The following is a 24,795-nucleotide window of genomic DNA, read 5'->3' as shown; positions in this document are numbered from 1 at the left end:
TTTAGCTGCGCTCTTGGTAGTGCGTGACGGTTTGCTCGATGGCGCCGAAGATGCTGGCGCCCTGCTCGTCCTTCATCTCGATGCGCACGCTGTCGCCGAATTTGAGGAAGCCGGTTTGCGGCTTGCCGCTTTCGATGGTCTCGTACATGCGCACTTCGGCCAGGCAGCAGTAGCCCACGCCGCCGTTGGCGATGCTCGATCCGTGCAGGCTGCCCTGCTTGTTCGACACCGTGCCGGAACCGATGATGGTGCCGGCCGCCAGTTCACGCGTGGCGGCGGCGTGCGCCACCAGTTGCGCGAAGTTGAAGGTCATGTCGTCGCCGGCGTTCGGCTTGCCGAAGGGTTGTTTGTTCAGGTCGACCAGCAGCGGCAGGTGCAGCTTGGTGTCGGCCCAGTGCGCGCCCAGTTCGTCCGGCGTGACGGCCACCGGCGAGAAGGCGCTGGCCGCTTTCGACTGGAAGAAGCCGAAACCCTTGGCCAGTTCGTTCGGGATCAGGTTGCGCAGCGAGACGTCGTTGACCAGCATGACCAGGCGGATCGCTTTTGCGCAGTCGCCGACGCTGGCGCCCATGCGCACGTCGCCGGTGATGACGGCCACTTCGGCCTCCAGGTCGATGCCCCATTCTTCGGACAGCGCGAAGATAGCATCGCGCGGGCCGATGAAACTATCCGAGCCGCCCTGGTACATCAGCGGGTCGGTGTAGAAGGAGGCCGGCACTTCGGCGTTGCGCGCCTTGCGCACCAGCTCAACGTGGTTGATGTAGGCCGAACCGTCGGCCCACTGGTAGGCGCGCGGCAGCGGCGAGTGGCAGTACTGCTGGTCGAACGGATGGGTATCGATGGCGTCGCCGGCGTTCAGCGAGGCGTAGACCTGCTCCAGGCGCGGGGATACCAGCTCCCAGTTGTCCAGCGCGTGCTGCAGCGTGGCGGAGATTTTCGGTACGTGCTGGTAGCGCGACAGGTCGCGGCTGACCACCACCAGGCGGCCATCGCGGCTGCCGTCTTTCAGGGTTGCGAGCTTCATGCTTTCACCTCCGGTGCGTGCATCCAGGCGGCGTGCTTGGGCGCCTTGCGGGTCTGCGACCACTCTTCCAGCATCTCCCATTTGACGGCGTCGAGCTTCTGCATCATCTCCGGCGTGCCGGTGTTGACCGCCAATTCGAGGCGGTGGCCGTTCGGGTCGAAGAAGTAGATCGATTTGAAGATGGTGTGGTTGACCGGGCCGATCACGCTGATGCCGGCGGCGACCAGGCGCTCCTTGGCGGCCAGCAGTTCGTCCATGGTCTCGACTTCCATCGCCAGGTGCTGCACCCAGGCCGGGGTGTTGTGGTCGCGGTCCATCGGCGCCTGGGTCGGCAGCTCGAAGAAGGCCAGCACGTTGCCATGGCCGGCGTCCAGGAACACGTGCATGTACGGGTCCGGCGCCTTGGTGGACGGTACTTCGTCTTCGGCGATGGCCAGTACGAAGTTCATGTTCAGGTGTTTGACGTACCACTCGACGGTCTGCTTGGCGTCGATGCAGCGGTAGGCCACATGGTGGATTTGCTTGATTTTCATGCTTGTCTCCAGATCAGTCATTCCGCATTAAATGCGAATTTCAGATATCATACAAACGATATTTTCCAACCCACTTATCAGATTTCCCGATGAATCCTAGTTTGCGCCAGATGCGCGCCCTGGTGGCGCTCGCCAAAACCGGCAGCTTTACGCTGGCCGCCGAGCATCTCAATGTGACCCAATCCGCGCTCAGCGGCCAGATCAAGGAGCTGGAGCAGATGCTGGGGGTGCGCGTCGTCGAGCGTACCACGCGCAAAGCGCAGCTGTCGGAGATCGGCCGCGAGCTCACGCCGCTGTTCGAGAAGATGCTGCAGGACCTGGACCGCGCCATGGCCGACATCGCCAGCCGCAAGGCGCTCAAGCAGGGTTCGGTGCGGGTGGCGGCGCCGCAGATGCTGTCCTGCACGCTGATCCCGGAGGTGATCGCGGCCTACAAGGCGCGCTACCCGGACGTGCAGGTGTGGCTGGCCGACAGCCCGGTCGAGATGGTGTCGGCGCGGGTGTTCAGTGGCGAGGCCGACTTCGGCATCGGCCCGGACCGCGATACCACCGCCGAGATCGAAGCGCAGCCGCTGTTTGAGATGCCCTTCGTGGTGGTGTATCCGCCCGGCCATCCGCTGGAGCAGCGCAAGCGCATCACCTGGGCCGATGTGAACGAGTTTCCCTTGATCTCGCTGCAGGGACAGTTCACCGAGCGGCTGTTGCGCGACATGCACGCGTCGTTCCGCGAGCAGTCGCTGAGCCCGTACAACGAGGTGACCTTCATGACCACCGCGCTGGCCATGGTGCATGCGCGGCTGGGCATCACGGTGTGCCTGCCGTATGCGGAAAAGATGGTGCAGCTGTATGGTTTGCAGATGCGGCCGCTGGAATCGCCGGCGCTGACGCGGCGCTTCTTCGTCTACACGCGCAACGCGCGGGCGCTGTCCCCCGCGGCCGAGAGTTTCGTCGCCTTCCTGCAAGAGTTTGCAGCGGCGCATCAGTGGAATGTGCCGCAGGGCTGAACGTTTTATAATTGACGCATGACAGCAGATACCATCGCCATCAATCAGAAGATGGACCAGTTCGACGGCCACCACAGCGTTTGGTTGTTCGGCTACGGCTCACTGATTTACAAAGCCGACTTCCCTTACCTTGAACGCCGTCCGGCCAGCATCGCCAACTGGACGCGGCGCTTCTGGCAAGGCTCGCACGACCATCGCGGCACGCCGGACGCGCCGGGCCGGGTCGTGACCATCATCGAAGCGCCCGGCGCGGTGTGCCACGGCATGGCCTATCTGGTGACGCCGGAAGTGTTCGCGCACCTGGACCATCGCGAGAAGAACGGCTATCTGCGGCTGGCGATCGCCATCGCGTTTGAGGACGGCGACAGCGTCGAAGGCCTGGTCTACATTGCCACGCCGGACAACACGGCCTTCCTCGGCGCCGCCTCCGAGCAGGAGATCGCGCGGCATATCGCCCGCTCCGCCGGACCCAGCGGGCCGAACAGCGACTATCTCAACCATCTGGCCAGCGCGCTGCGCGAACTGGGCCGCCATGACCAGCATGTGTTCGAGATCGAACGCCATCTGGCCGCGCTGAAAGACCAAGGTACTTGATATGATGGCGGCCGGGATCAGTCCCATCCAGTCGAAACCACATCCACTGCAACGATAACGATCGCGAGACAACACCATATGGCTCATATCGACCAGCGCCGCCGCACCCTCTGCATGCAACTTCTCGGCGGCCTCGCCGGTATCGCCATCGACGGCTCCGTCATGGCCCGGCCTTCCGTGGACGAAACCACCAGGGTCTTCCGGCTCGATGGACCGGGCGTCACCTACGCGTTCGGCGTCAATAGCGAAGGGCAGTTGCAGTCGATGTACTGGGGTAGCGCCTTGTCCAGCGAGGATAGCTTGCCGGCCCCCGTGCCGGTGCCCGAAAACTCCTCCAATGAAATGCCGGTCACGATCACGCCGTTCGAGTTCCCGTCCTTTGGCGGTGGCCTGACCGTCGAACCAGCCCTGAAGGTGACGTTCCCGGACGGCGTGCGCGACCTCGCCTTGCGCTACGTGAGTCACCAGCTCGACAAGGACCGGATCGTGGTGCGGATGAAGGATGCCAGCCGCGCCGTCCATGTGACCCTCACGTATGCAATGGATATGGCGACAGGCATCCTGGTCCGCTCGGCCGTGGTGGAAAACCGCACGGCCAGCTGGATCCAGCTCGACCAGCTGGCGGCCGCGAGCATCAACCTGCCATACCGGGACGATTACCGCCTTTCCTACCTGACAGGACGCTGGGGGGGTGAATTCGCATTGCAGACGCGCCCGATCGAGCCGGGCTCCATCGTCATTGAAAGCCGCAAGGGCATCACTTCCCACCAGGCCAATCCGTGGATCGCGATCAGCCATGCCGGCACGGAAGAGGAATCCGGTCCCGTGTGGTTCGGTGCGCTGGGATGGAGCGGCTCCTGGCGCATCCACGTCGACATGGATGCGCTAGGCGGCGTCCGCACGACCGCCGGCTACAACCCTTTCGACTTCGCCTATCGGCTGAAGCCGGGTGAGAGCCTGGCGTCGCCTGCGTTCCACGCCGGATATTCGGAGAGTGGCTTTGGCGGCGCGTCCCGCATGTTCCACCGCTACCAGCGCGAGCGCATCCTGCCTGGTGCGCCGCAGCCGCGACTGCGCCCCATTCTCTATAATTCGTGGGAAGCCACCGCTTTCGCCGTCGATGAAGCGGGACAGGTGGCGCTTGCCGAGAAGGCGGCAAGCATCGGCGTGGAGCGTTTCGTGGTCGATGATGGCTGGTTTGGGGCGCGCAATAGCGACAAGGCCGGCCTGGGCGACTGGCTCGTCAACCGACAAAAATTCCCGAACGGGCTGGCGCCGCTGATCAGGCGAGTCAACGCGCTCGGCATGGAGTTCGGGCTGTGGGTGGAGCCGGAAATGGTCAATCCGGACAGTGATCTGTATCGAGCCCATCCGGACTGGGTCATCAACTTCAAGGGCCGGCCGCGCAACGAGGCACGCAACCAGCTGGTACTGAACCTGGCGCGCAAGGATGTGTACGAGTACCTGCTGACGGTGCTCGACAAGCTCCTCGTTGAGCATGACATCGCCTTCCTCAAGTGGGACCACAACCGCGCGTGGTCGGAACCCGGCTGGCCGGAGGCGGCGCCTGGAGAGCAGCAGAGGCTGTATGTCAGCTACGTGGAAAACCTGTACAAACTGCTGGCCGAACTGCGCCGGCGCCACCCGAAGCTCGAGATCGAATCCTGCGCCAGCGGTGGCGGCCGCGTGGATCTCGGCATCATGGCGCTGACCGATCAAGTGTGGACATCCGATAACACCGATCCGTTCGATCGGCTGCTGATCCAGGACGGCTTCAGCCACGCCTATGCACCAGGGATCATGATGGCCTGGGTGACCGATGCGCCGAACTACCTCAACAAGCGCGTCACGTCGCTGGAATACCGCTTCCTGTCATCGATGCAGGGAGCGCTGGGCATCGGCGCCAATCTGAATCACTGGAAGGACGAGGATTTCGCGAAAGCCAAGCGCCTGGTCGCGGAATACAAGAGTGTCCGATCGACGGTGCAGCAAGGGAAGCTGTACCGTCTGGTGTCGCCGCAGCGCGGAGCGGCACGCTCGGCCACGCTGTCCGTGGCACAGGACGGCAAACAGGCCGTGCTGTTTGCCTTCCTGCACTCCGGCGGCAGACGCAATCCGCAGCCGCGCATCCAGCTGCGCGGACTTGATCCGAAACGGAACTATGCGCTTCGGGCGATTTCCGGCAGTGCCACGCCGCAGACGCCGCAGCGCGCCAGCGGCGCTTACTGGATGGGGCGTGGAATCGATGTCGTGCTCGAAGGGGATTTCCAGGCTGCCGCCTTGGTGCTGGATGGCGTTTGAAACAGCATGACACGGCAGGGAATATAGGCGTGTTGTCCTGCGGCCTGCTAGTTCAGACTGGCGAGGTAGGCGCACAGCATATCGGCCAAGGCTTCCGAGTAGGCGTGGGTTTCTTCCTCCGTGCGCGGCATTTCCGAAAACTGTTTGCCGACTGAACCGAAGGTCGTCATGATGAGGTCGCCCGCCAGGGCCCGCACGCTGTCCGTGACCGATGGCAGGGCTTCCAGCATGAAGGCGTTCATGATGTCATCGACCTCCGACCGCGTCTCGTGGGCTTCGGGGCTGTCGCGGTAGTACGGCGCGGCGTCGTTGAGCGCGGTGCGGATGTCGGCTTCTTCCACTTCCGAACGCAGGAAGGCGTGCACCAGTGCGCGCAGCCGCTCCAGCGGCGGCTTCTGCTTGTCTTGCAGGATGTTGACCAGCATCTCGGTGGTTTCCCGCCACTCATCCGACTGCAGCCTGAACAGGATGGACGCCTTGTTCGGAAAGTACTGGTACACCGATCCCACGCTCACACCGGCACGCTCCGCCACCCGCGTGGTGGTGAAGCGGCGCACGCCCTCCTTCGCCAAAACCTGAATAGCCGCTTCAAGAATGGCCGAAACCAGGTCCGCCGAGCGTGCCTGCTTGGGCTTCCTGCGCGAGGAGATTGGGGCTTTTGCGGGGTCTGCCATGGGGGGAGCTTCCGAATGCGAATATGAAACATGAAGGATTCTTCATATTATATCCATTCTTCATTCGAAAGGAATCACCATGACAACCCTGACCAATAATCCCGTGGCCTCGCTGCTCGACCGCCTGTTTGACGAAGCCGACGCCGTGCAGATCGCCGCGATTCCGGCCGTCGCCGAATTGTCCAAGGACGAGCGCGACCGCCTGATGCGCAGCAAGACCGAATACCTCAACCTCTACCATCGGCTGAAGGATGTGCCGCTGCCCGTGTCGCGCCAGACCGGCGAGTTGCTGTACATGCTGACGCGCAGCTGCCGTGCCCGCAATATCGTCGAGTTCGGCACGTCGTTCGGTATCTCGACCTTGTACCTGGCAGCCGCGCTGCGCGACAACGGCGGCGGCCATCTGATCACCAGCGAGTTCGAACCGACCAAGGTGGCGCGGGCCCGCGACCATCTGGAGCAAGGCGGCGTGCTCGACTTGGTGGACATCCGCGCCGGCGATGCGCTGGAAACGCTCGCCAGCGATCTGCCGGAACAGGTCGACCTGCTGCTGCTCGACGGCGCCAAGGCGCTGTATCCCGAGATCCTCGGCCTGGTGCGGAGCCGGCTGCGGCCGGGTGCGCTCGTCATCGCGGACAACGCCGACATGAATCCGGACTATGTGGCGCTGGTGCGTTCGCCTGAATCTGGCTTCATGTCGCTGCCGTTTGCGGAAGATGTTGAACTTTCCGTCTACACCGGCGTGTAGGCCTCCTCAAAATAAGTCCAGCTGACCGGCGTCGGCCGTCGCCTTGGCGCGCGCGCCCAGCGGCGGCACCACCAGCGGACGGGTGAACTGCGACGCGTCCATGTTGTGAAAGCGGCTGCCGCGTCCGGTCAGGCCGAGACGTTCGGTGGCGATCTTGAAGCGCTGGCGTATCAGCTCGGCCCACACGCCCTCGCCTTTCATGCGGGCGCCGAAGTTGCTGTCGTAGTCTTTGCCGCCGCGCATTTCACGCACGCGGTTCATCACGCGCTGGGCCCGCTCCGGGAAGTGCGCTTGCAGCCACTGGTGGAACAGCGGCGCCACTTCCCACGGCAGGCGCAGCACCGTGTAGTGGGCGCTGACGGCGCCTGCCTCCTTCACCGCTTCCAGGATGCGCTCCAGATCGGGCTCGGTGACGAAGGGGATGATGGGCGCGACACTGACCGCGACCGGGATGCCGGCGGCGGTCAGCGTGCGGATCGTGCGCAGGCGACGGGCGGGCGCGGCGGCGCGCGGCTCCAGCGTGCGCGCGATGGCAGGATCCAGCGTGGTCAGCGTGATGGCGACGCCGGCCTGCTGCCGGGCCGCCATCGCCGACAGGATGTCGATATCGCGCTCGATCAGCGAGGACTTGGTGATCAGGCCAACCGGGTGCTGGCATTCCTGCAGCACCTCCAACACGCGGCGGGTGAGCTTGCGTTCACGCTCGCAGGGCTGGTAGGCGTCCGTATTGACACCGAGCGCGATCGAGGACGGCTCGTAGCTGGCCTTGGCCAACTCGCGCCGCAGCACTTCCGGCGCGTTGACCTTGGCGAAGATCTTGCTCTCGAAGTCCATGCCGGGCGACAGGCCGAGATAGCTGTGCGTGGGCCGCGCGAAGCAATAAATGCAGCCGTGCTCGCAGCCCCGGTAGGGATTGAGCGAGACGCTGAACGGCAAATCCGGCGAAGCATTGCGGCTGAGGATGGATTTGCAGAGCTCGTCCGTGACTTGCGTCTTCCAGGGCGGGGCTTCCTCCTCTTCACGCTCCCAGCCGTCGTCATACGCCTCGCGCGCGTGGACCTCGAACCGCCCTTGCAGGTTCGACACCGCGCCACGGCCTTTTTGCGCCTTCAACGACGGCGGCGGCAGCATTACATGCTCCTGATTATTTTCATCGTGGTTTTCATCGTAAGACATCGCGGCACCAAACTACTGTATACATATACAGTATTCTAGGCGCTTAAAATGACGATATCAAGCGAAATATCAAAGGTGCATGCTTGCCTTCTTGGGAACCAAGTGATCAAGCTGGTATCATGCAGGGCTTCCGGGGGACGGAATTTCCCCGCGCCACGCGCGCCCCCAACCCACACCTCGCCAGGATGCCGCCGATGCGGCGCCCCGGCTCACCCGATACGAGCAAACAATATGAACAATTCGACTCAACCATTGCCGTCGTTTTTTAGCAGGATTTCCATCGCCATCGGCGCGTTTTTCCGCGCGCTGTCCGACGCCGAGTACGCAGCGCGCCTGATGCGCATCGACGACGCGCCGCAGCCGGCCGCCGCTCCTGTGGCAGCTCCGGCACCAGCCCCGGCGCCCGCGCCTGCGCCAACGCCGCTGCGCGTGGCCACGCCGGATGCCGCCTTGCAGCTTCTGAGCCTGTTCCAGCGCGAAGCGCGCCTGATCGACTTCACCCAGGAAAACCTGAGCGCCTACTCCGACGCCGACATCGGCGCCGCCGCGCGCGTGGTGCATGAAGGCTGCAGCAAAGTGCTGCGCGAGCACTTCACCATCGAAGCGGTACGCAGCGAGGCCGAAGGCAGCCGCGTGGTGCTGGAAGAAGGCTTCGACGCCAGCGCCGTGCGCCTGACCGGCAACGTGGTCGGCAGCGCGCCGTTCCGCGGCGCCTTGAGCCATCGCGGCTGGCGCGCCTCCAACGTGCGTCTGCCGAAACTGGCCGAAGCACACGATGCCGCCATCCTGGCGCCGGCGGAGGTGGAATTATGAGCGACCCACGCTACGCCATCGGCATCGACCTTGGCACCACGCACAGCGCGCTGTCCTATGTGGACCTGGGCGCCAGCGACGGCGAGAAAACCCAGCACGGCGTGCTGGCCATTCCGCAGCTGACCGCACCGGGCACGGTGGAAGAACTGCCGCTGCTGCCGTCCTTCCTTTACCTGCCGCACGCGGACGAATTGGCGCCGGGCGAATTGAGCCTGCCATGGCCGCAATCGCCGGAAGAACAAACCGCCGTCGCCGGCGAGATGGCGCGCAGCCGTGGCGCCACCACGCCTATCCGCCTGGTCTCCAGCGCCAAGAGCTGGTTGAGCCATCCGGGCGTCGACCGCCGCTCCGCCCTGCTGCCGAACGACGCGCCGGAAGAAGTGTCGCGCGTCTCGCCGCTGGAAGCATCGACCCGCTACCTGACGCACCTGCGCCAGGCGTGGGAGCAGGCCTACCCTGACGCGCCGTTCGGCGAACAGGCGGTGACGGTGACGATCCCCGCATCGTTCGACCCAGGCGCGCGCGAACTGACGGCCGACGCGGCACGCGCGGCCGGCTACACCAACCTGACCTTGCTTGAAGAGCCGCAAGCGGCCCTGTACAGCTGGATCCAGGGCAGCGAAGGCCGCTGGCGCAAGGAAGTCAAGCCGGGCGACATCATCCTGGTGGTGGACGTGGGCGGCGGCACCAGCGACTTTTCGCTGATCGCCGTGCTGGAACGCGACGGCGTGCTGGAACCGCACCGCATCGCGGTGGGCGACCACATTCTGCTCGGCGGCGACAATATGGACCTGGCGCTGGCGCATCTGGTGGCGCGCAAGCTGGCCGCCAACGGCACCCAGCTCGACGCCTGGCAAATGCGCGCGCTGACCTACGGCTGCCGCAGCGCCAAGGAAAAACTGCTGGCCGACGCCAGCGTCGATACCTGGCCTATCGTCGTGCCGAGCCGTGGCTCGAAGCTGATCGGCGGTTCGATCCGCACCGAACTGACGCGCGACGAAGTGACTACCTTCATCCTCGACGGTTTCTTCCCACAGGTGGAAGCGTCGGCCCGTCCGGCGGTGCGCACACGCGCAGGCCTGACGCAGCTTGGCCTGCCGTATGCGCAGGACGCCGGCATCACGCGCCATCTGGCCGCCTTCCTGGCGCGCCAGTTGGGTGCGACCAGCGAACTGGAAGGCTACGTCGGCAAGCAAAGCGCCGACGCGACCTTCCTGCATCCAACGGCGGTGCTGTTCAACGGCGGCGTGTTCAAGTCGGACCTGCTGTCGCAGCGCATCATGGACGCCATCAACGACTGGCTGTACCTGGAAGGCTCCGAGCCTGCGCGCATGCTGGGCGGCGCGGACCTGGACCTGGCGGTGGCGCGCGGCGCGGCCTACTACAGCTACGTGCGTCGCGGCAGCGGCGTGCGCATTCGCGGCGGTACGGCGCGTGCCTACTATGTGGCGATCGAATCGTCGATGCCTGCCATCCCCGGCATGGAACCTCCGATCCAGGCGCTGTGCGTGGCGCCGTTCGGCATGGAGGAAGGCAGCGAGATCGAACTGCCGAACCAGGAGTTCGGCCTGGTGGTCGGTGAGCCGGTGCAGTTCCGCTTCTTCGGTTCGTCGGTGCGCCGCCAGGACCAGATCGGCGACCTGCTGGACTTCTGGAGCGCCGATGAGCTGATCGAGTTGAACGAGATTCAGGCGACGCTGTCGCCGGAAGGCCGCCAGACCAGCGACGTGGTGCAGGTGCGCCTGCATGCGATGGCGACCGAGTCGGGCACCTTGGAACTGCAAGCGGTGGCCAACGACGGCCAGCGCTGGAAGGTGGAGTTCGACGTACGCGCGGGTGCCCAAGCCTGAGCATGAGTCAATACGTCGTCAGTATCGATCTCGGCACCACCAACACGGTGCTGGCTTATTCTGAGCCGGGCAGCGCGCAGATCCGCCTGTTCGAGATCGAACAGCTGGTGGCGCCGGGCGAAGTCGGCGCCGGTGCGCTGCTGCCTTCGCTGCGCTACCACCCGGCGCAGGGCGAGCTGGCGGACGGCGATCTGCAACTGCCTTGGCCTGCGGCCGATGTCGCGGGTCTGTCGCAAGTGGTGGTCGGGCGTCTGGCGCGCAAGCTGGGGGCGCAGGTGCCGGGGCGGCTGGTCTCCAGCGCCAAGAGCTGGCTGTCCCATCCCCAGGTGGACCGCATGGCGCCGATACTGCCGTGGGGCGCGGAGGCCGATGTGGCCAAGGTGTCGCCGGTGGCCGCCAGCGCCTCATATCTGGCGCATGTGCGGGCGGCGTGGAATGCGCGCTTCCCCACGCATCTGCTGGAGCATCAACAGCTGGTGCTGACTATACCGGCATCCTTTGACGAAGGCGCGCGCGCATTGACGCTGGAAGCGGCGCGTATGGCCGGCCTGCCCGGCTTGCGCTTGCTGGAAGAACCGCAGGCGGCGTTTTATGATTGGCTATTCCGCCAGCGCGCGACGCTGGCCACCGACCTGGCGGACACCCGTCTGGTACTGGTGTGCGACGTCGGCGGCGGCACCACCGACTTCAGTCTGATCAAGGTCGAAATGATCGAAGGCCAGCCGCAGATCAGCCGCATCGGCGTGGGCAACCACCTGATACTCGGCGGCGACAATATGGACCTGGCGCTGGCGCATCTGGTCGAGACGCGCATGGCGGCGAATGCCGGCGGTGTGGCGGCGCGCCTGTCCGCCAGCAGCCTGTCGCAACTGGCGGAGCGCTGCCGCGCGGCGAAGGAGCTGCTGCTGGCGGCCAATGCGCCAGAGCGCACCACCGTCACCCTGCTCGGTTCCGGCTCGCGCCTGATCGGTGGATCGCGCTCGGCCGACCTGACGCGCGAGGAAGTCGCCGCCTTGGTGGTGGATGGCTTCTTCCCCCTCAACGAACAGCAGGAACCCGCGCGACGCGGCCGTGGCGCCATCGTCGAATTCGGCCTGCCCTACGCCAGCGATGCGGCGATCACGCGTCACCTTGCCAGCTTCCTGCGCCAGCACGCGGCAGCCGCGCGCGAGGCGCTGGGCATCGCTGCGGACGACCGCGACACCGTTCCCATTCCGGACACGCTACTGCTCAACGGCGGCGTATTCCGCGCCGACGCGCTGGCCCGCCGCCTTGAGGCCACGCTGGCCAACTGGCGCGGGCAGCCGCTACAAGTTCTGCACAACGACAATCCGGATGTGGCGGTGGCGCGCGGCGGCGTCGCCTACGCGCTGGGCCAGGCCGGACAAGCGCCGGTGATCGGCGGCGGCTCGCCGCGCAGCTACTTCCTGCTGCTCGACGACGAAGCGCGCCAGGACAAGCCGCGCCGCGCGGTCTGCATCCTGCCGCGCGGCAGCGTCGAGAACCGCGAGATCCTGCTGGCCGACCGCACCTTCGCGTTGCGCCTTGGCCGGCCGGTGCGCTTCCACCTGGCCTCCTCCATCTCCGAAGCCGCGCCACCGCAAGCCGGTGAGCTGGTCGAGCTGCAAGCCGACGAATACATCCAGTTGCCACCGATCGCCACCGTGCTGCGCGACAGCAGCAGCGCCGACGCCCGCAAGGAGATCCCGGTGCAACTGGCCGCCACGCTGAGCGAAGTCGGCACGCTGGACGTGCACTGCGTCGCCATCGAGGGCGCCCAGCGCTGGCTGCTGGAGTTCCAGCTGCGCGGCGAGTCCGCCGTCGATGATGGCGAAGCCGATGCCGCAGCACCGCAGGAAGCGCCGATGCCTGCCGGCTTCGATGCAGCCATCGACAAGATAGACCGCATCTTCGGCAGCCGCGCGCAGCAGGTCGACATCAAGGAAGTCAAGCAGTTGCGCGCGCAGCTCGAACACCTGCTGGGCAGCCGCGAGAGCTGGGCCACGCCGCTGCTGCGCCGCCTGTTCGACGCGCTGATGCAGCGCGCCAAAGGCCGCCGCCGCTCGTCCGAGCATGAACGCGCGTGGCTGAACCTGAGCGGTTACTGCCTGCGTCCCGGCTTTGGCTACACGCTGGACGAATGGCGCATCGAGCAACTGTGGGCCATGTTCGACACCGGCATCCAGCACCACAAGGACAGCCAGGTCTGCGCAGAATGGTGGACGCTGTGGCGCCGCGTGGCCGGCGGCCTGAGTGTGGAAGCGCAGTTGCGCGTGCTGGACGATTTCGCCTTCAACGTGCAGGCCGACGCGCAGGAACGCGGACGCCGTCCGCACACGCTGGTCAACGGCAGCGAGGAAGACATGCTGCGCCTGGGCGCATCGCTGGAGCGCATCCCCGGCAACTACAAGGCCGAAATCGGCGCGTGGATGCTGGGGCAGCTGGAGGCGGCGACCAAGGCCGCAGTCAAAGCCGCCGCCAATAAAACCCGCAGCGGCGCCGCCGAAGTTGGCAAGGCCGAAGCAGCGCAGGCCCGCTTCCTGTGGGGCTTGAGCCGGGTCGGCGCGCGCCAGCCCTTCCACGGCAGCGCGCACGATGTGGTGGAAACGGCCGTCGTCGAACAATGGCTGGCCGCGATCCTGTCGCTGGACTGGAAGAAGGTGGAGCCGGCCGGTTTCGCCGCCGCCCATCTGGCGCGCATGACGGGCGACCGCACCCGCGATATCGGCGAAACGCTGCGGGTGGAAATCCTGCGGCGCCTTGCCGCCGTTGGCGCGCCTGCCAACTGGAGCGCGATGGTGCGCGAGGTGGTGCAGCTCGACCAGGCCGACGAAAAACGCATGCTGGGCGAAGCCCTGCCTCCGGGCTTAAAGCTGATCGCCTGATGGCGGCCGCACGACGTAGCCAGCCTGCTGCGCCACGAAGCCGTCGAAGGCGTCGATCAGCGGATTGAATTTATTTATATCGTTTTCCAATTGGGCCAGCGCGTAGACCGTGGCCTCCAGCGTGGACAACTGGTCCGGCAGATGCGCCTTGCGGATCAGGTAATGCGATGGTGGCGTATCGCGTAGCGGCAGGCGCGGCAAGGCTTGCAGCGCTGGATTCAGGTAAAGCATCTTGCGGCTTTTGCGCCAGGTCCCGTCCAGCACCACCAGGCGCAGAAGCTGCGGCTCGCGCAGCCAGGATGCATCGAACGGCTGCGGTGCGGCCAGGCCCAGCGACTTATCGGCCGCCGTGTCGGGATACAGCAGCACGCTGCGCCGCTCAGGCGACAACAGCGCCTGCAAATGCTCCGATGCGAAGGCCTCGCCCACTTCCAGGCGGCTGTCGGCCAGGCTCAAATGCAGCAGGCGCGCGCTGCCCTTGGCGTTGTTCACTTCCATCGGGTGTTGAAGAATCAGCACCTCCACCTGGTTCGGCAACGCGGCTACCCAATGGCAAATGCAGGTCTGCTGCGGACGCAGACAGGTAGCGCATAGCGCGCGGGTGGAACGTGGAGTGGATGGTGCGGCGGCGCCGTCGGTACTGGTCGTCATAGACCGCCATTGTACCGAAGGCGCCGGATATGCTTAGAACTCTTCCCAGTCTGATTCACTGGAAGCCGCCGCCGCGCGCTTGGGCGCCGTCGCCAGCACCTTGCGGGCCGGAGCGGCCACCGCCGGCGCCGGACGCAGCGACTGCACCGCGTCACGCGGCCGCACAGGCGTCCGCGCAGGCGGCAAAGCACGGGCCTGCGTCGCCATTTGCGACGCATCGAGCTTGAACACGCTGACCACGTCGGCCAGCTTGGCAGATTGCTCCTGCATCGATTCGGCCGCCGCTGCGGCCTCCTCCACCAGCGCCGCGTTCTGCTGCGTTACCTGATCCATCTGCGTGATCGCGTCGTTGACCTGCGCGATACCGATGCTCTGCTCTTCGCTGGCGTGGCTGATCTGGGTCATGATCTGCGTGACACGGCTGATGCTGACGACGATTTCGTTCATGGTCTGGCCAGCCTTGTCGACCAGGTCCGAACCCTGCGCCACCTTCTGCACCGAATCGTCGATCAAGCCCTTGATGTCCTTGGCGGCGGCGGCCGAGCGTTGCGCCAGGTTGCGCACTTCGGATGCCACCACGGCAAAGCCGCGTCCCTGCTCGCCGGCGCGCGCCGCTTCCACCGCTGCGTTCAGGGCCAGGATATTGGTCTGGAAGGCGATGCTGTCGATGACCGAAATGATGTCGACGATCTTGCGCGACGAGTCGTTGATCGAGCCCATGGTGCTGACCACTTCACCCACCACGGCGCCGCCACGGCTGGCGATTTCCGATGCGGTGACGGCCAGCTTGTTGGCCTCGCGCGCGTTCTCGGCGTTGAAGCGCACGGTCGATGTCAGCTCCTCCATCGAGGATGCGGTTTCCTGCAAGGAGCTGGCCTGCTGCTCGGTGCGCGACGACAGGTCATGGTTGCCGGCGGCGATCTCGGTGGAAGCGGTGGCCATCAGGTCGGTGCCATTGCGCACCTGGCCAACGATGTTGACCAGGTTCGTGTTCATGTTTTTGAGAGCGCTCATCAACTGGCCGGTTTCATCGCTGCTGCTGATCTGGATATCGCTGGTCAGGTCGCCCGACGATACCGTCTCCGCCACCTTCACCGCTTCGTTGATCGGATTGGTGATGGTGCGCGTGATCCACCATGCGGCGAATACGCCCATGACAATCGCCGCCAATCCCAGCAACACCAGCAAGGTGCGGCCGCTGGTGTACTGCTGCTGGATCTCGACTGCCGCCTGGTCCAGCAATTCCGCCTGCTTGTCCGCGAATTTTTTCAGTGCGTCGAGATAGAGGGTGCGGCTTTGCACCATCTCGCCTTCGTAGAGGCTTTTGCCCTTTTCCAGATCGCCGGCATTCTTGGCGGCGAAGACGGCCTTGCGGATCTCGGTGTAAGTCTTGCGCGTATCGAGCACCTTCTTGAACAAGGGCTTGAGCTCCTCGTCCTCGATGCTGGCGCCGATCTGGTCCTGGATCTTGGTCGCGCGGCCGGAGGATTCGGCCATCATGCCTTCCAGTTTTTTCTGGTCGGCGGGATCGGCGACCATCCAGGCGCCGGTGGTGCGGGCGGCGTTCACTTCGATGATCTTGCCCCACTCCGCGATGAGCCGCTCGTCGCGGATCTTCTCGTTGATCATGCGGTCGGTCAGCGAACTGGCGCTGCTCAGCCGAAGGATGCCGATGATGGTCATCGCCGTCAGCATCAACAGGATGAGTGAAAAGCCGAAACCAAGGCGAGTGCCGATTTTCAGGTTGTTCATAGCAGTCCTCAAAATGGAGATGAATTGGCCTTTCAATCCACTCTAGCACCATTTAGGGGAAAACTATAGTTCCAAAGGAAATATTTCCTCGCGGATATTACTCATTCGCCGGCGGTTTGCGCGCCCAGCAGCTCCTCGACGCTGGAGATGGCGGCGGGATCCTTGATCACGGCGCGCAGCCAGACGTGCAGCGGCATGTCCCCCCAACTGGCGGCCTTTTCGGCAAGGTAGGCCACGGGGCTGTGCGGCTCGGTGCGGCGGAAGAAATCGGCGATCACCCGCAGCTGCGCCAGCGCCTGGCGACGGTCTTGCGGCGTCCCGCTGGCAACCGCGGCCACCTGGCCGGCCGGGGCGTCACCGGCGGCCGCCAATGCCGGCACGCTCCCCGCCGGAGCCACGCTTCGGATCACGGCCTGCAGGCAGTCCTTGGCGGCGCTGAAGCCCGGGCCCTCCGCGCCCAGGCGCTGGTCGACGATGCATTCCAGGCCTGTGAGCATGGCGAGGCAGTATTCGGCGTCCGGCAGCAGCGCCGCGCCTTCCGTCAGCGGCATCTCCTTGACCAGCGGCGGCGTGCGGGCCAGGAGCCAGAACAGGTTGCCGATGCGCTGTTCGTAGTCGCCGTCGTCGGCGACCGGATACATGCCGTCCCAATAGTGTTCGCACAATCCGCTCAGCACCGCATAGCCGTCGCCCAAGCCGCGCAGGCCGCGCGTCTTGGCGAAGGCCTCAGCCAACCATACCGCCAGCCGCATGTCCTTGCTGCGGCTGGCGATCATTCCGGCGCTGCGGCTGGCGACCAGCGGCCAATCGGCTTCCTTCAAGGCGGAGATCCATTCGCCCTGGTCCAGCGTAGGGTCGTCGTGCACGCGCGCCTGGGCGATCTGGTCCACCTCCGGGCTGAAGGCGACGTCCTCGCCGCAGGGTTGCGCTGCGCTGATGGGCTGCAGCAGTTGGGCGATGCTGAACATGGTCCGCCTCCGCGCTATTTGATGGTGTATTTGAACTGGCCCTGCTTGCTGGCGCCAACCTTGATCTTGCCGATGGCGGCGCCCTCCGACATCCGCTGCAGCACCGCCTCGGCGATCTCCGGCAGCAGGCTGCCGTTGAGGATATGGTCGACGTTGCGGGCGCCGGAATCGACCTCGGTGCAGCGCGCCCACACCGCTTCGATCAGCGCCTGGTCGTAGCTGAATTCCGCGTGGTGATGATCACGGATGCGCTGGCCGATGCGATCCAGCTTGAGCGCGATGATCTGCACCAGCACCGCATCGGCTATCGGATAGTACGGCACCACTTTCAGGCGGCCCAGGAAGGCCGGCTTGAAATGCCTGACCAGGTGGGGCCGCAGCAATTCTTCAAGCGCGGTCTCGGTCGGCGGCGTTTCCTGGCTCAGGCAAGCCTGCATGATGGCGGCCGAACCGGCGTTGGAGGTGGCGATGATGATGGTGTTGCGGAAGTCGATCTCGCGGCCCTCCGCGTCGTCCATCACGCCCTTGTCGAAGACCTGGAACCACGGCAGCTCGTACAAAGCACGCGTGCCGGACACGATGCCCATCTTCGAACCGCGGATGGTGTCGATCGCCTTCAGCATGTCGTCGCGGATCAGCTTGACCTCGGCGCCGGACTGGTCCTGCGGCGGCGCCTCGGCGGCGGACTGGGCGCCGATGGCCGCGCCCAGTTGTTCGGATTCGCGGCGGGCGCGCCGGCGTCGCCACAGCCAGGCCAGGCCGGCCAGCAACAGCATCAGCGCGGTGGCCGCCAGCGCCCAGATGAGGGCCAGCTCCAGCACTTGCGCGCCGAGGTAGAACAAGGCCGCCATCGCAGTCAGTCCGATGATGGTCAGGTGGCGGGTATCGGTGAGGAAGGTCCAGATTCTTCGCATCATGGGTCTAGGCCGGCTTGGACAACAGCGCCTGAGCAGCAAGCGGACCAATAAATGTTGCCACCAATAATGCTGGGATTTCTTGAGACTGCGCAACTATCGCCACATGCAGAGCTATTTCCGCACGGTGCCAGCCACCCGCAACTCCGCGTGGCCGAAGTCCATCATGGTCCAGCGGCCGCCCCAGCGCAGGCCCACCGATTCGGCCACCTCGCCGTACAGGCGGTAGCCGCGCATCGCCCACGGATCTTTTTCGGAGATCAGCAATTTTCCATTGCGCAGGAAGGCGCAGTCCGCCGCTAGGCCGAACTGGTGATAGCTCTGAAAGGCCTTGGCGTTCGTCACGCTGGGACCGGCGGCAGCCAGCGAGTTCTGCCGCTCCGGGCTGCGGTAGCCCTCCAGGATCGCCATGTCGTAGCCGTGGCTCTCTTTCATGATCCTGAACACCAGCAGCAGGCGCTGGGCGAAGACGGGATCGAGCAGCTGCCAGTTGCGGTTGGCGCCGTCGAGCAGCGGCCGCACCAGCGTCACCTCCGTCGTCGTGAAGACCAGCGGCGGCAACTGCGCCGGCGCCGCCAGCTGCTCGCCCTTCAGCAGATCCGCCACCTGGTCGTTGATGGCGTGGCTGTCGCTGTCATAGCCGCCCAGCATGCTGCGTCCGCTGAGCACCAGCGCCAGCATCGGCGGCACGGTCAACAGCACCGTGGCCGACAGCACCAATAGATAGCGGCGCTGCAAGAACTTCAGCCCGCGCAGCAAGCCGCCGCCGGCGCTGCGTCCCGCTCGCGCAGCCTGCTGCGAGCCCTGCCGGTAGCCACCGCGCAATCCCTGTTCGATGCGCCGGCCGATGGCCGACATCGACTGCGTCACCACATCGCGCCCAGCAGGAAACAGCACCAGCCAAGCGCCCGCACAGGCCAGGATGAAATACAGCAGTACCGAAAAGACAAACATAGTGCGCTCCGTCAAGACAAGGTCGCTCCGCAGATCGGACACTGAGGGGCAAGAACGCTTCATCGTAGGCGCTCCAGCAAGCGGCGTGAAAGACCAGATCAAATTCGGAGGAAATACCGTGGATACGTCGAAGCAAAAACCCGACCTGATGAGTTCCAATCGCGCGGCGGCGGATGGCGGCAAGCGCATACTGGCGCACCTGGAGCATGGTCCGAAGACAGCGCCCAAACCGCCCCTCACCAGCGGCTGGAACATCGACGGCTGGGGCATCGGCCTGGGCCTGCTGGTGGTGACAATTTGCACGGTAGCGTGGCTGGTGCACGATGACACGCTCACCCCTGGCTCATTCGGGCGCAGCCGCAGCAGCGTACGCACGCATTTCGAGCGGCGGTCAATTGAAACAGTGGAGCCGCAAGTTGCGGCCAGCCCGCCGGCCAACCAAGCGGCGGCGATTGTGAATGAATCGATAGTCAGGACATCGCCGACGCCGGAGGCTCACCCGTCGTCGGTAGCAGCAGCACCTGCCGTGCCCACGCTGGCAAGGTCCGAAGCGCCGCGTGCGGCCAGCACAGCACACAGACAGGCAGGCGCCGCCAGCACCGCCGCCGCGCCCGTTGCACGCTTGCAGGCGGCGCGCCCCGCCGTCGCGGCATCGACAGCGGCTTCCGGCGATACCGATGTCGCCCTACTCACAGCATTGGTCGCGCACTCAAACAAACCGACGGCCGTACTGCCGGAGCGCAACCGCGACGTGGTCGAGCGCCAGGAGGGCGACAGCACCGCGCAATTGCTGGCGCGCTGCAAGCAGCTGGGACTGATCGAAGGCATGCTGTGCCGCTCGCGCATCTGCTCCGGCCGCTGGGATGCCGACCCGGCCTGCAACGCCCCCTCGCACTGATCATTGGATCGACAGCTGCTTGCCGCCGGTGCCGACCTTTTTCGGCAGGGTCAGGTGCAGCACGCCGTTCTCGTAGCGCGCCTCCGCCTGCTCGTCATCCACATCCTGCGGCAACGTGAAGCTGCGCTGGATTTGTCCGTAGTAGCGTTCGCTGCGCAGGGCGCCGGTCTTGTTGGCGCCGGCCTGCTGTTCGTCCTTGATCTCTGCGCTCAGCGACACCTGGTTGCCGTTGACGGCCACCTTGATGTCTTCCTTCTGCACGCCCGGGATTTCGGCTTTGACCAGATACTCTTTTTCGGTTTCGCTCACATCCATGCGCATGCGCGGCGCCACGTCGGCGCCACGCCACGCCGCCGGCGCAAAGTCGCGGAACATTTCATCCATGTCGCGGAAGGGATCGAAACGGGCAAGGTCGCGGAAAGGATCAAGACGCATCAAACTGTTAGCCATGGCAGCCTCCATCAAATGTCTGGACTACCATGATAAGAAACGCCCCATCCCCTCCTTTGACGCACATCAAGGCGCGGCTTTGCCCTCGCGCGCGACAAGCGAGTTGATCATCGCCTCGTTGTAGAACTCGCCCTTGCTGTCGGCGGCGGTGATCATGTCGCGCCACAGCGGCACGATGTCGACCTTCAGCTTGTTGTAGCGCTCGAAGCCGCAGGCGTAGATGCCGCGAAAACTGTCGAAGCTGTGTTCCAGCTTCGCGCACTCGTCCAGGGTGGCGGTGGTGAAAGCCTGGCCTTGCTCGGCGCTCCAGATGCCGCTGCGCAGCAGACCGTCCAGCGCCATGGCCTCGGCGCCGCCCTCGTGTACCCACGGCGGCGAGTGCTCGCTGATGCCGCCGCGGCGCACATTGTTCTGCCACAGATGCGCCATTTCATGCGCCACGACCTTGGCGACCATCTCCCGTTTCTTGGTACTTTCGGCAGTCAGCAAGGCCGTGCCGCCGAGACGGTAGACGATCTGCGTGCCGACCACGCCGCCTTTGATCGACAGGCCCGGCGAGGCGGTATCGCTGACCGCCACCAGCAGCAGGAAGGGCTGCCGCAGCTTCTGTCGATACGCCGCGCGGTAGTAGGTGGACATCCTGGCCGTGGTGTCGAGCAGCGTTTCCCGCGCCCAGTCGGACAGGCTGGGGTCGAGCACCACCTGTGCCTCGCCGGCGGTGACCGGCGACTGCGGACCGAAGTAGGCATAGGGCGTGGCGTTGTTGGAAGGCGCGGCCGGAGTGGCGGGCACCAGCACGGTTTCCTTGCCGAGCCCTTCCAGCGTGAAGTTGGCCGCGATATCGCGCACCACCTTGCCCTGCCTTGCCTCGCCTTGCAGGAAGCCCAGGTAGATGAGGCGGCCGCCGTCGGAGAAGCGGTCCATGGCGACGTATTGCTTCTCCAGCAGTTGATCGAAGGTCGAGATTTCCACGCTGAGCTGTCGCAGCGGTTTGCCGTCGGCGGCGGCCAGCGTGTCATGCTCGCCGCCGGTGGTCAGCGTCACGCCGGGCGTCAACACCTTCCATGCGGTTTTGCGGAAATCGGCCACCGGCTCGAACTGCATCGACGTCACCGGCTGCGAAAACCGATAGTCGGCGCGCCAGGTATCGGGCGCAATATGCGTCAGGCGCACTTGCACCGGCAAGGGCTTCGCACACCATCCGGCCGTCATGGGCAACGCCAGCACAACCGCAGCAAGCAATCTCTTCATCATCTGCGCCATTCCATCAAATTGGTAAGGCACAAAATATAGCATGAAAGACATGGCTATTTTGCAATGAGCGCCGCGTTGAACCTGGCGATATCACTGTCGTCCACTTGCAGGGAGCACATCAGATAGCGGTAATAACCTTGGGGCATTTCCTTGAAGGTGATGAAGCGCATCTGCTCCGCATGCATGACGCCATGCGCCAGATAATATTCCGCCTCTTCCTTCGGGGCGAAGATCACGTCGGCGCGCCCGGCGGCGATCATATTGAACAGCTGCGGCGTCTCTCCCGCCGTGGTCATGCGCGCCGCCTTCATGGTGCTGAACTTGTCGTCCAGGTAGCTGCCGTAGACAAAGCCTTCTTTCACCAACACCGTCATTTTGGCGTCGGACAGGATGCCGTCGACGGTCGCGGCAGTGCGTGGGAACCTGGACGAGACCACGGCAACCCAGGGACCGTCCTGCGATACCGGATTGGAGTACTTGGCAAATTTTTCGCGCTCCGGTGTCTTGTACCAGCCCACCGAACAGAACTTGCCGCTATTTTTACGCAAGAGCGCCAGTTGGCGCAAGGCGGGCATTTCGCGCCATACGACGTCGAGATGGGCTTTTTCAACCGCCCTGAGAACAGGCTCGACCGTCGAACCGCTGACCTGCAGATTCGGCCCAACCACGAGATATGGCGGGCGATGAACAATGTGCAGTTCCAAGGCGGGGCCAGCAGCATAGGCCCCGGCAGCGGCAGCCTCCAATAAAACGAAGGCAAGCCAAGAGATACCCTTCATTCCCCACTCCTTGGATTAGTCCGAAAAAGCGCGCTGCTTGTTGGCGTTGATCCAGCATAACCGGAATACTGCTTGAAGTCCCTCATCTACTTTACGCTCTTTCACAACTCAGAAATGACAAAGGGCTACGCCTAAGCGTAGCCCTTCGATAATTCTGGCTCCCCGACCTGGACTCGAACCAGGGACCTGCGGATTAACAGTCCGTCGCTCTACCAACTGAGCTATCAGGGAAAAGAGGCCGCATTATATACGGCCAATTTCTAGCTGTCTAGGCTAGCAGGCAAATTTCCAAAAAATCAGAAGCTGCCCTTGAACTGCACGCCGAACTGGCGCGGTTCGTTGACGAAACCGGTCAGGTTGTTGAAGTCGATCGCGCCGATGATACGCTCGGTGTTGGTGATGTTGCGACCGAATGCAGCCACTTCATACTTGCCGCCCTGCCAGTTGTAACCCACGCGCAGACCGCCTTCAACCATGGACTTGCCGGTGAATTCCTTGGCTTCGTACAGGAAGAAGTTGATCTTGCTACGATAAGCCCAGTCGGTCAGCACGAACAGGTTGCCGTCAGCCAGCGCCCAGTTGTAGCGCGCGGTGGCGTTCAGGATGACCTTGGGCGCTTGCGGCAGCGGATTGCCGTCGATGCTGACGCGGCCGGCCGCGTTCAGCGGATCGGTCACGGTGCACGAACCGCACTTGGCGACCGACAGCGATGGATCTTCGATCTTGGTGAAGTTGTACGAACCGCCGGCGGTGACCTTGAAGTCAGGCGTCACGAAGGCTTCGAAGTCCGCTTCCAGGCCGCGACCGACGGTCTTGGCTGCGTTGATCAGCTTGGTCACGTTGGAGGTGCCGCCGACCACGGTCAGCTGCTGGTTCTTCACATCGTAGTTGTAGATGCTGACCGATGCGCGGGCGCGGCGGTTGAACAGGTCGGCCTTGATGCCGGCTTCGTACGACACGATGGTTTCAGCATCGGCCACGGTGATCGGCACCGATGCCGACGCGGCGGCGATACTCGGCGCGCGGAAGCCGGTCGCTACGCGGGCGTAGGCATTGACGTCCTTGTTGATCTTGTAGGTCGCGCTCATGTCCCAGTTGGCTTTGTTCTTGCTCTCGTCCACCGACTTGGGACCGATCTGCGTCACGTTGAACGATTCAACGGTGGCGAAGTCCTTCTTGTCGTGGGTGTAGCGCAGGCCGCCGCGCAGCACCAGCTGATCCGACAGGTCATAGGTCAGCGAGCCGAACACTGCCGCAGCGGTGTTGTTCTGGTGGCTGGCCAGGTGCGAGGTTTGCAGCTGGGTGTTGCTGTCGAAATTGTCGCTGTAACCGCTGGCGCTTTCCTTGAAGTAGTAGACGCCGCTCTGCCAGTTCAGCGGACCAGGGTTCTTCGACTCGACGCGGAATTCCTGGGTGTACTGTTGCAGGCCGCTCAGGCCCCCACCGGTCTGTACCTGGAATGGAATGAAGCCGGGACCGGCCGGGCTGCCGCCGTCGATGTCGCCGCGGCTGTAGTAGTTGTCCACGGCTTCGTAGCCGGTGATCGAGAACAGCTTGACCGCGCCCAGGTCCCAGCTCAGGCGGGCATTGGCGCCGTTGGTGCTCAGGCTCTGCGTGTTCTGGCCGTTGGTGGCGATCTTGGTGAAGCTGTAACCGTCGGCGAAGTCGTTGGTGCCCTTCTTGATCAGGTTGGCGCGGAACAGACGGGCGCTGCCGTCGGTGGTGCGCGAGTGCACGTTGAACAAGGCGTTGAAGGTGGTGCTCGGGGTGTACAGGAACTGCACGCGTTCGGCGTGTTCGTTGTAGCCTTCCAGCACATCGTTCTGCTTGGTGAAGGTGTTGTCGACGAAGTTGTCGCGGTGCTGGCGCAGGGTCGAAACGCGCATCGCCCATTCGCTGCTCAGCGGCAGGTTGACGGCGCCTTCGGCGTTGATGGTGTTGTGGGTCGCCCACGACAGGTTGTAATAGCCTTCAATCTTCTTGGTGTTCGGCTTTTCGGATTCAAACTTGACCACGCCGGCCGGGGTGTTGCGGCCGAACAGCGTGCCCTGTGGGCCGCGCAGCACTTCCACGCCAGCCACGTCGAAGATCGGGAAACCTTTCAGGATGCCGTTTTCCTGCACCACGTCGTCATACACCAGCGACACCGGCTGCGAAGCGAAGGTGCTGAAGTCGGTGTTGCCGTAGCCGCGGATGTAGAAGCGCGGGAAGGTACGGCCGTTCGACGACTCCACGTTCAGCGACGGCACTTTGCCGGCCAGCAGGCGGATGTCCTGGCCGCCGGACAGCAGCACATCCAGCTTCTCGTCCTTCAACAGCGTGACGGAGACCGGCACGTCCTTGATGTTTTCGGCACGGCGCTGGGCGGTGACGGTGACGGTTTCCAGTTGCGGTTGAACGGCGGTTTGCGCCATGGCGGTACCGATAGGCATAACGGCGCTCAGCGCCAGCAGGCGCTTGTGCATCTTCGACAGTTTGATCATTCAATTTCCCGATTTTGAGGTAAGGCAAAGAGTTAAAAACAGTGTCTCCTGTTCTCTCTTTCTTTTTGATACCACCCGGTCATCTATCGT

Annotated in this window: 20 protein-coding genes, 1 tRNA gene and 1 pseudogene; 8 read left to right on the top strand and 14 right to left on the bottom strand. The window is 64.3% G+C overall.

Annotation, left to right across the window (positions count from 1 at the left end; all coding sequences use genetic code 11):
* Position 1: 1 nt before the first annotated feature.
* Both V6M89_RS06850 and V6M89_RS06845 read right to left on the bottom strand, forming a co-directional pair.
* Positions 2-1,024, bottom strand: a complete 1,023-nt coding sequence (locus V6M89_RS06850) for a fumarylacetoacetate hydrolase family protein (RefSeq protein WP_332852496.1) — start codon at positions 1,022-1,024, stop codon at positions 2-4.
* The gene (locus V6M89_RS06845; protein ID WP_332852495.1) at positions 1,021-1,557 is read right to left on the bottom strand and encodes a VOC family protein; all 537 of its coding nucleotides are present in this window, start codon (positions 1,555-1,557) and stop codon (positions 1,021-1,023) included. Before V6M89_RS06845 ends, V6M89_RS06850 begins: the two co-directional genes overlap by 4 nt.
* Before the next feature lie 89 nt (positions 1,558-1,646).
* Here V6M89_RS06845 and V6M89_RS06840 point away from each other — a divergent pair, with 89 nt between their 5' ends.
* From V6M89_RS06840 to V6M89_RS06830, 3 genes are all read left to right on the top strand, one after another.
* A complete protein-coding gene (locus V6M89_RS06840) occupies positions 1,647-2,561 on the top strand; it encodes a LysR family transcriptional regulator (protein WP_070268713.1) in 915 nt (304 codons plus the stop codon).
* Between the two features lie 18 nt (positions 2,562-2,579).
* Positions 2,580-3,155, top strand: coding sequence for a gamma-glutamylcyclotransferase (locus V6M89_RS06835; RefSeq protein ID WP_332852494.1), 576 nt, complete (start codon positions 2,580-2,582; stop codon positions 3,153-3,155).
* A 78-nt stretch (positions 3,156-3,233) separates the two neighbouring features.
* A complete protein-coding gene (locus V6M89_RS06830; protein ID WP_332852493.1) occupies positions 3,234-5,456 on the top strand; it encodes an alpha-galactosidase in 2,223 nt (740 codons plus the stop codon).
* 47 nt (positions 5,457-5,503) lie between these two features.
* Here the strand turns inward: V6M89_RS06830 and V6M89_RS06825 are convergent, their stop codons facing one another.
* Positions 5,504-6,130 (bottom strand): TetR family transcriptional regulator, encoded by a 627-nt coding sequence (locus tag V6M89_RS06825; protein ID WP_332852492.1) that lies wholly within the window; start codon positions 6,128-6,130, stop codon positions 5,504-5,506.
* Between the two features lie 79 nt (positions 6,131-6,209).
* On the opposite strand from V6M89_RS06825, the gene V6M89_RS06820 reads away from it, so the two are divergent.
* Entirely contained in the window at positions 6,210-6,878 is a 669-nt protein-coding gene (locus tag V6M89_RS06820; RefSeq protein ID WP_332852491.1) for an O-methyltransferase, read from the top strand.
* A gap of 6 nt (positions 6,879-6,884) precedes the next feature.
* Here V6M89_RS06820 and V6M89_RS06815 read toward each other — a convergent pair whose 3' ends face one another.
* Positions 6,885-8,009 carry a PA0069 family radical SAM protein gene (locus V6M89_RS06815; RefSeq protein WP_332852490.1) on the bottom strand — a complete coding sequence of 375 codons (1,125 nt, stop codon included), beginning with the start codon at positions 8,007-8,009 and terminating at the stop codon, positions 6,885-6,887.
* Positions 8,010-8,285: 276 nt separating this feature from the next.
* Here V6M89_RS06815 and V6M89_RS06810 point away from each other — a divergent pair, with 276 nt between their 5' ends.
* The 3 genes from V6M89_RS06810 to V6M89_RS06800 are packed head-to-tail and all read left to right on the top strand — an operon-like array spanning position 8,286 to position 13,602.
* The gene (locus tag V6M89_RS06810) at positions 8,286-8,867 is read left to right on the top strand and encodes a DUF2760 domain-containing protein (protein WP_332852489.1); all 582 of its coding nucleotides are present in this window, start codon (positions 8,286-8,288) and stop codon (positions 8,865-8,867) included.
* On the top strand, positions 8,864-10,717 hold the full coding sequence (locus V6M89_RS06805) for an Hsp70 family protein (protein ID WP_332852488.1): 1,854 nt from the start codon (positions 8,864-8,866) through the stop codon (positions 10,715-10,717). The genes V6M89_RS06810 and V6M89_RS06805 overlap by 4 nt, the downstream gene beginning before the upstream one ends.
* A gap of 2 nt (positions 10,718-10,719) precedes the next feature.
* On the top strand, positions 10,720-13,602 hold the full coding sequence (locus V6M89_RS06800) for an Hsp70 family protein (protein ID WP_332852487.1): 2,883 nt from the start codon (positions 10,720-10,722) through the stop codon (positions 13,600-13,602).
* Here the strand turns inward: V6M89_RS06800 and V6M89_RS06795 are convergent.
* From V6M89_RS06795 to V6M89_RS06775, 5 genes and pseudogenes are all read right to left on the bottom strand, one after another.
* Positions 13,585-14,253 (bottom strand): tRNA-uridine aminocarboxypropyltransferase, encoded by a 669-nt coding sequence (locus tag V6M89_RS06795; RefSeq protein ID WP_332852486.1) that lies wholly within the window; start codon positions 14,251-14,253, stop codon positions 13,585-13,587. The genes V6M89_RS06800 and V6M89_RS06795 overlap by 18 nt on opposite strands.
* 33 nt (positions 14,254-14,286) lie before the next feature.
* Positions 14,287-16,005 carry a methyl-accepting chemotaxis protein gene (locus V6M89_RS06790; RefSeq protein WP_332852485.1) on the bottom strand — a complete coding sequence of 573 codons (1,719 nt, stop codon included), beginning with the start codon at positions 16,003-16,005 and terminating at the stop codon, positions 14,287-14,289.
* A 101-nt stretch (positions 16,006-16,106) separates the two neighbouring features.
* A complete protein-coding gene (gene tssA, locus V6M89_RS06785) occupies positions 16,107-16,973 on the bottom strand; it encodes a type VI secretion system protein TssA (RefSeq protein WP_332852484.1) in 867 nt (288 codons plus the stop codon).
* A 14-nt stretch (positions 16,974-16,987) separates the two neighbouring features.
* A pseudogene (locus V6M89_RS06780) lies at positions 16,988-17,518 on the bottom strand (AAA family ATPase); the annotation flags it as partial.
* Between the two features lie 483 nt (positions 17,519-18,001).
* On the bottom strand, positions 18,002-18,841 hold the full coding sequence (locus V6M89_RS06775) for a M15 family metallopeptidase (RefSeq protein WP_332852483.1): 840 nt from the start codon (positions 18,839-18,841) through the stop codon (positions 18,002-18,004).
* Positions 18,842-18,959: 118 nt separating this feature from the next.
* Between V6M89_RS06775 and V6M89_RS06770 the strand changes: the two genes are divergently transcribed.
* Complete coding sequence (locus V6M89_RS06770) at positions 18,960-19,739, top strand: hypothetical protein (RefSeq protein ID WP_332852482.1); 780 nt, start codon at positions 18,960-18,962, stop codon at positions 19,737-19,739.
* On the opposite strand, the gene V6M89_RS06765 is transcribed toward V6M89_RS06770, so the two are convergent.
* The 5 genes from V6M89_RS06765 to V6M89_RS06745 form a co-directional block, all read right to left on the bottom strand.
* Positions 19,740-20,189 (bottom strand): Hsp20/alpha crystallin family protein, encoded by a 450-nt coding sequence (locus tag V6M89_RS06765; RefSeq protein ID WP_332852481.1) that lies wholly within the window; start codon positions 20,187-20,189, stop codon positions 19,740-19,742. It lies immediately after the preceding gene.
* Between the two features lie 66 nt (positions 20,190-20,255).
* Positions 20,256-21,443, bottom strand: a complete 1,188-nt coding sequence (locus tag V6M89_RS06760) for a basic secretory protein-like protein (RefSeq protein ID WP_332852480.1) — start codon at positions 21,441-21,443, stop codon at positions 20,256-20,258.
* A 53-nt stretch (positions 21,444-21,496) separates the two neighbouring features.
* A complete protein-coding gene (locus tag V6M89_RS06755) occupies positions 21,497-22,222 on the bottom strand; it encodes a substrate-binding periplasmic protein (RefSeq protein ID WP_332852479.1) in 726 nt (241 codons plus the stop codon).
* A gap of 155 nt (positions 22,223-22,377) precedes the next feature.
* Positions 22,378-22,453, bottom strand: a tRNA-Asn gene (locus V6M89_RS06750).
* Between the two features lie 65 nt (positions 22,454-22,518).
* Positions 22,519-24,705: a TonB-dependent receptor gene (locus V6M89_RS06745; protein ID WP_332852478.1), complete on the bottom strand. Its 2,187-nt coding sequence runs from the start codon at positions 24,703-24,705 to the stop codon at positions 22,519-22,521.
* Positions 24,706-24,795 lie beyond the last annotated feature (90 nt).

This window comes from Duganella sp. S19_KUP01_CR8 (assembly GCF_036688705.1).
Lineage (GTDB): Bacteria > Pseudomonadota > Gammaproteobacteria > Burkholderiales > Burkholderiaceae_D > Rugamonas.
The sequence above is the reverse complement of the archived record's forward strand: the minus strand, read 5'-3'. Positions and strand labels throughout refer to the sequence as shown.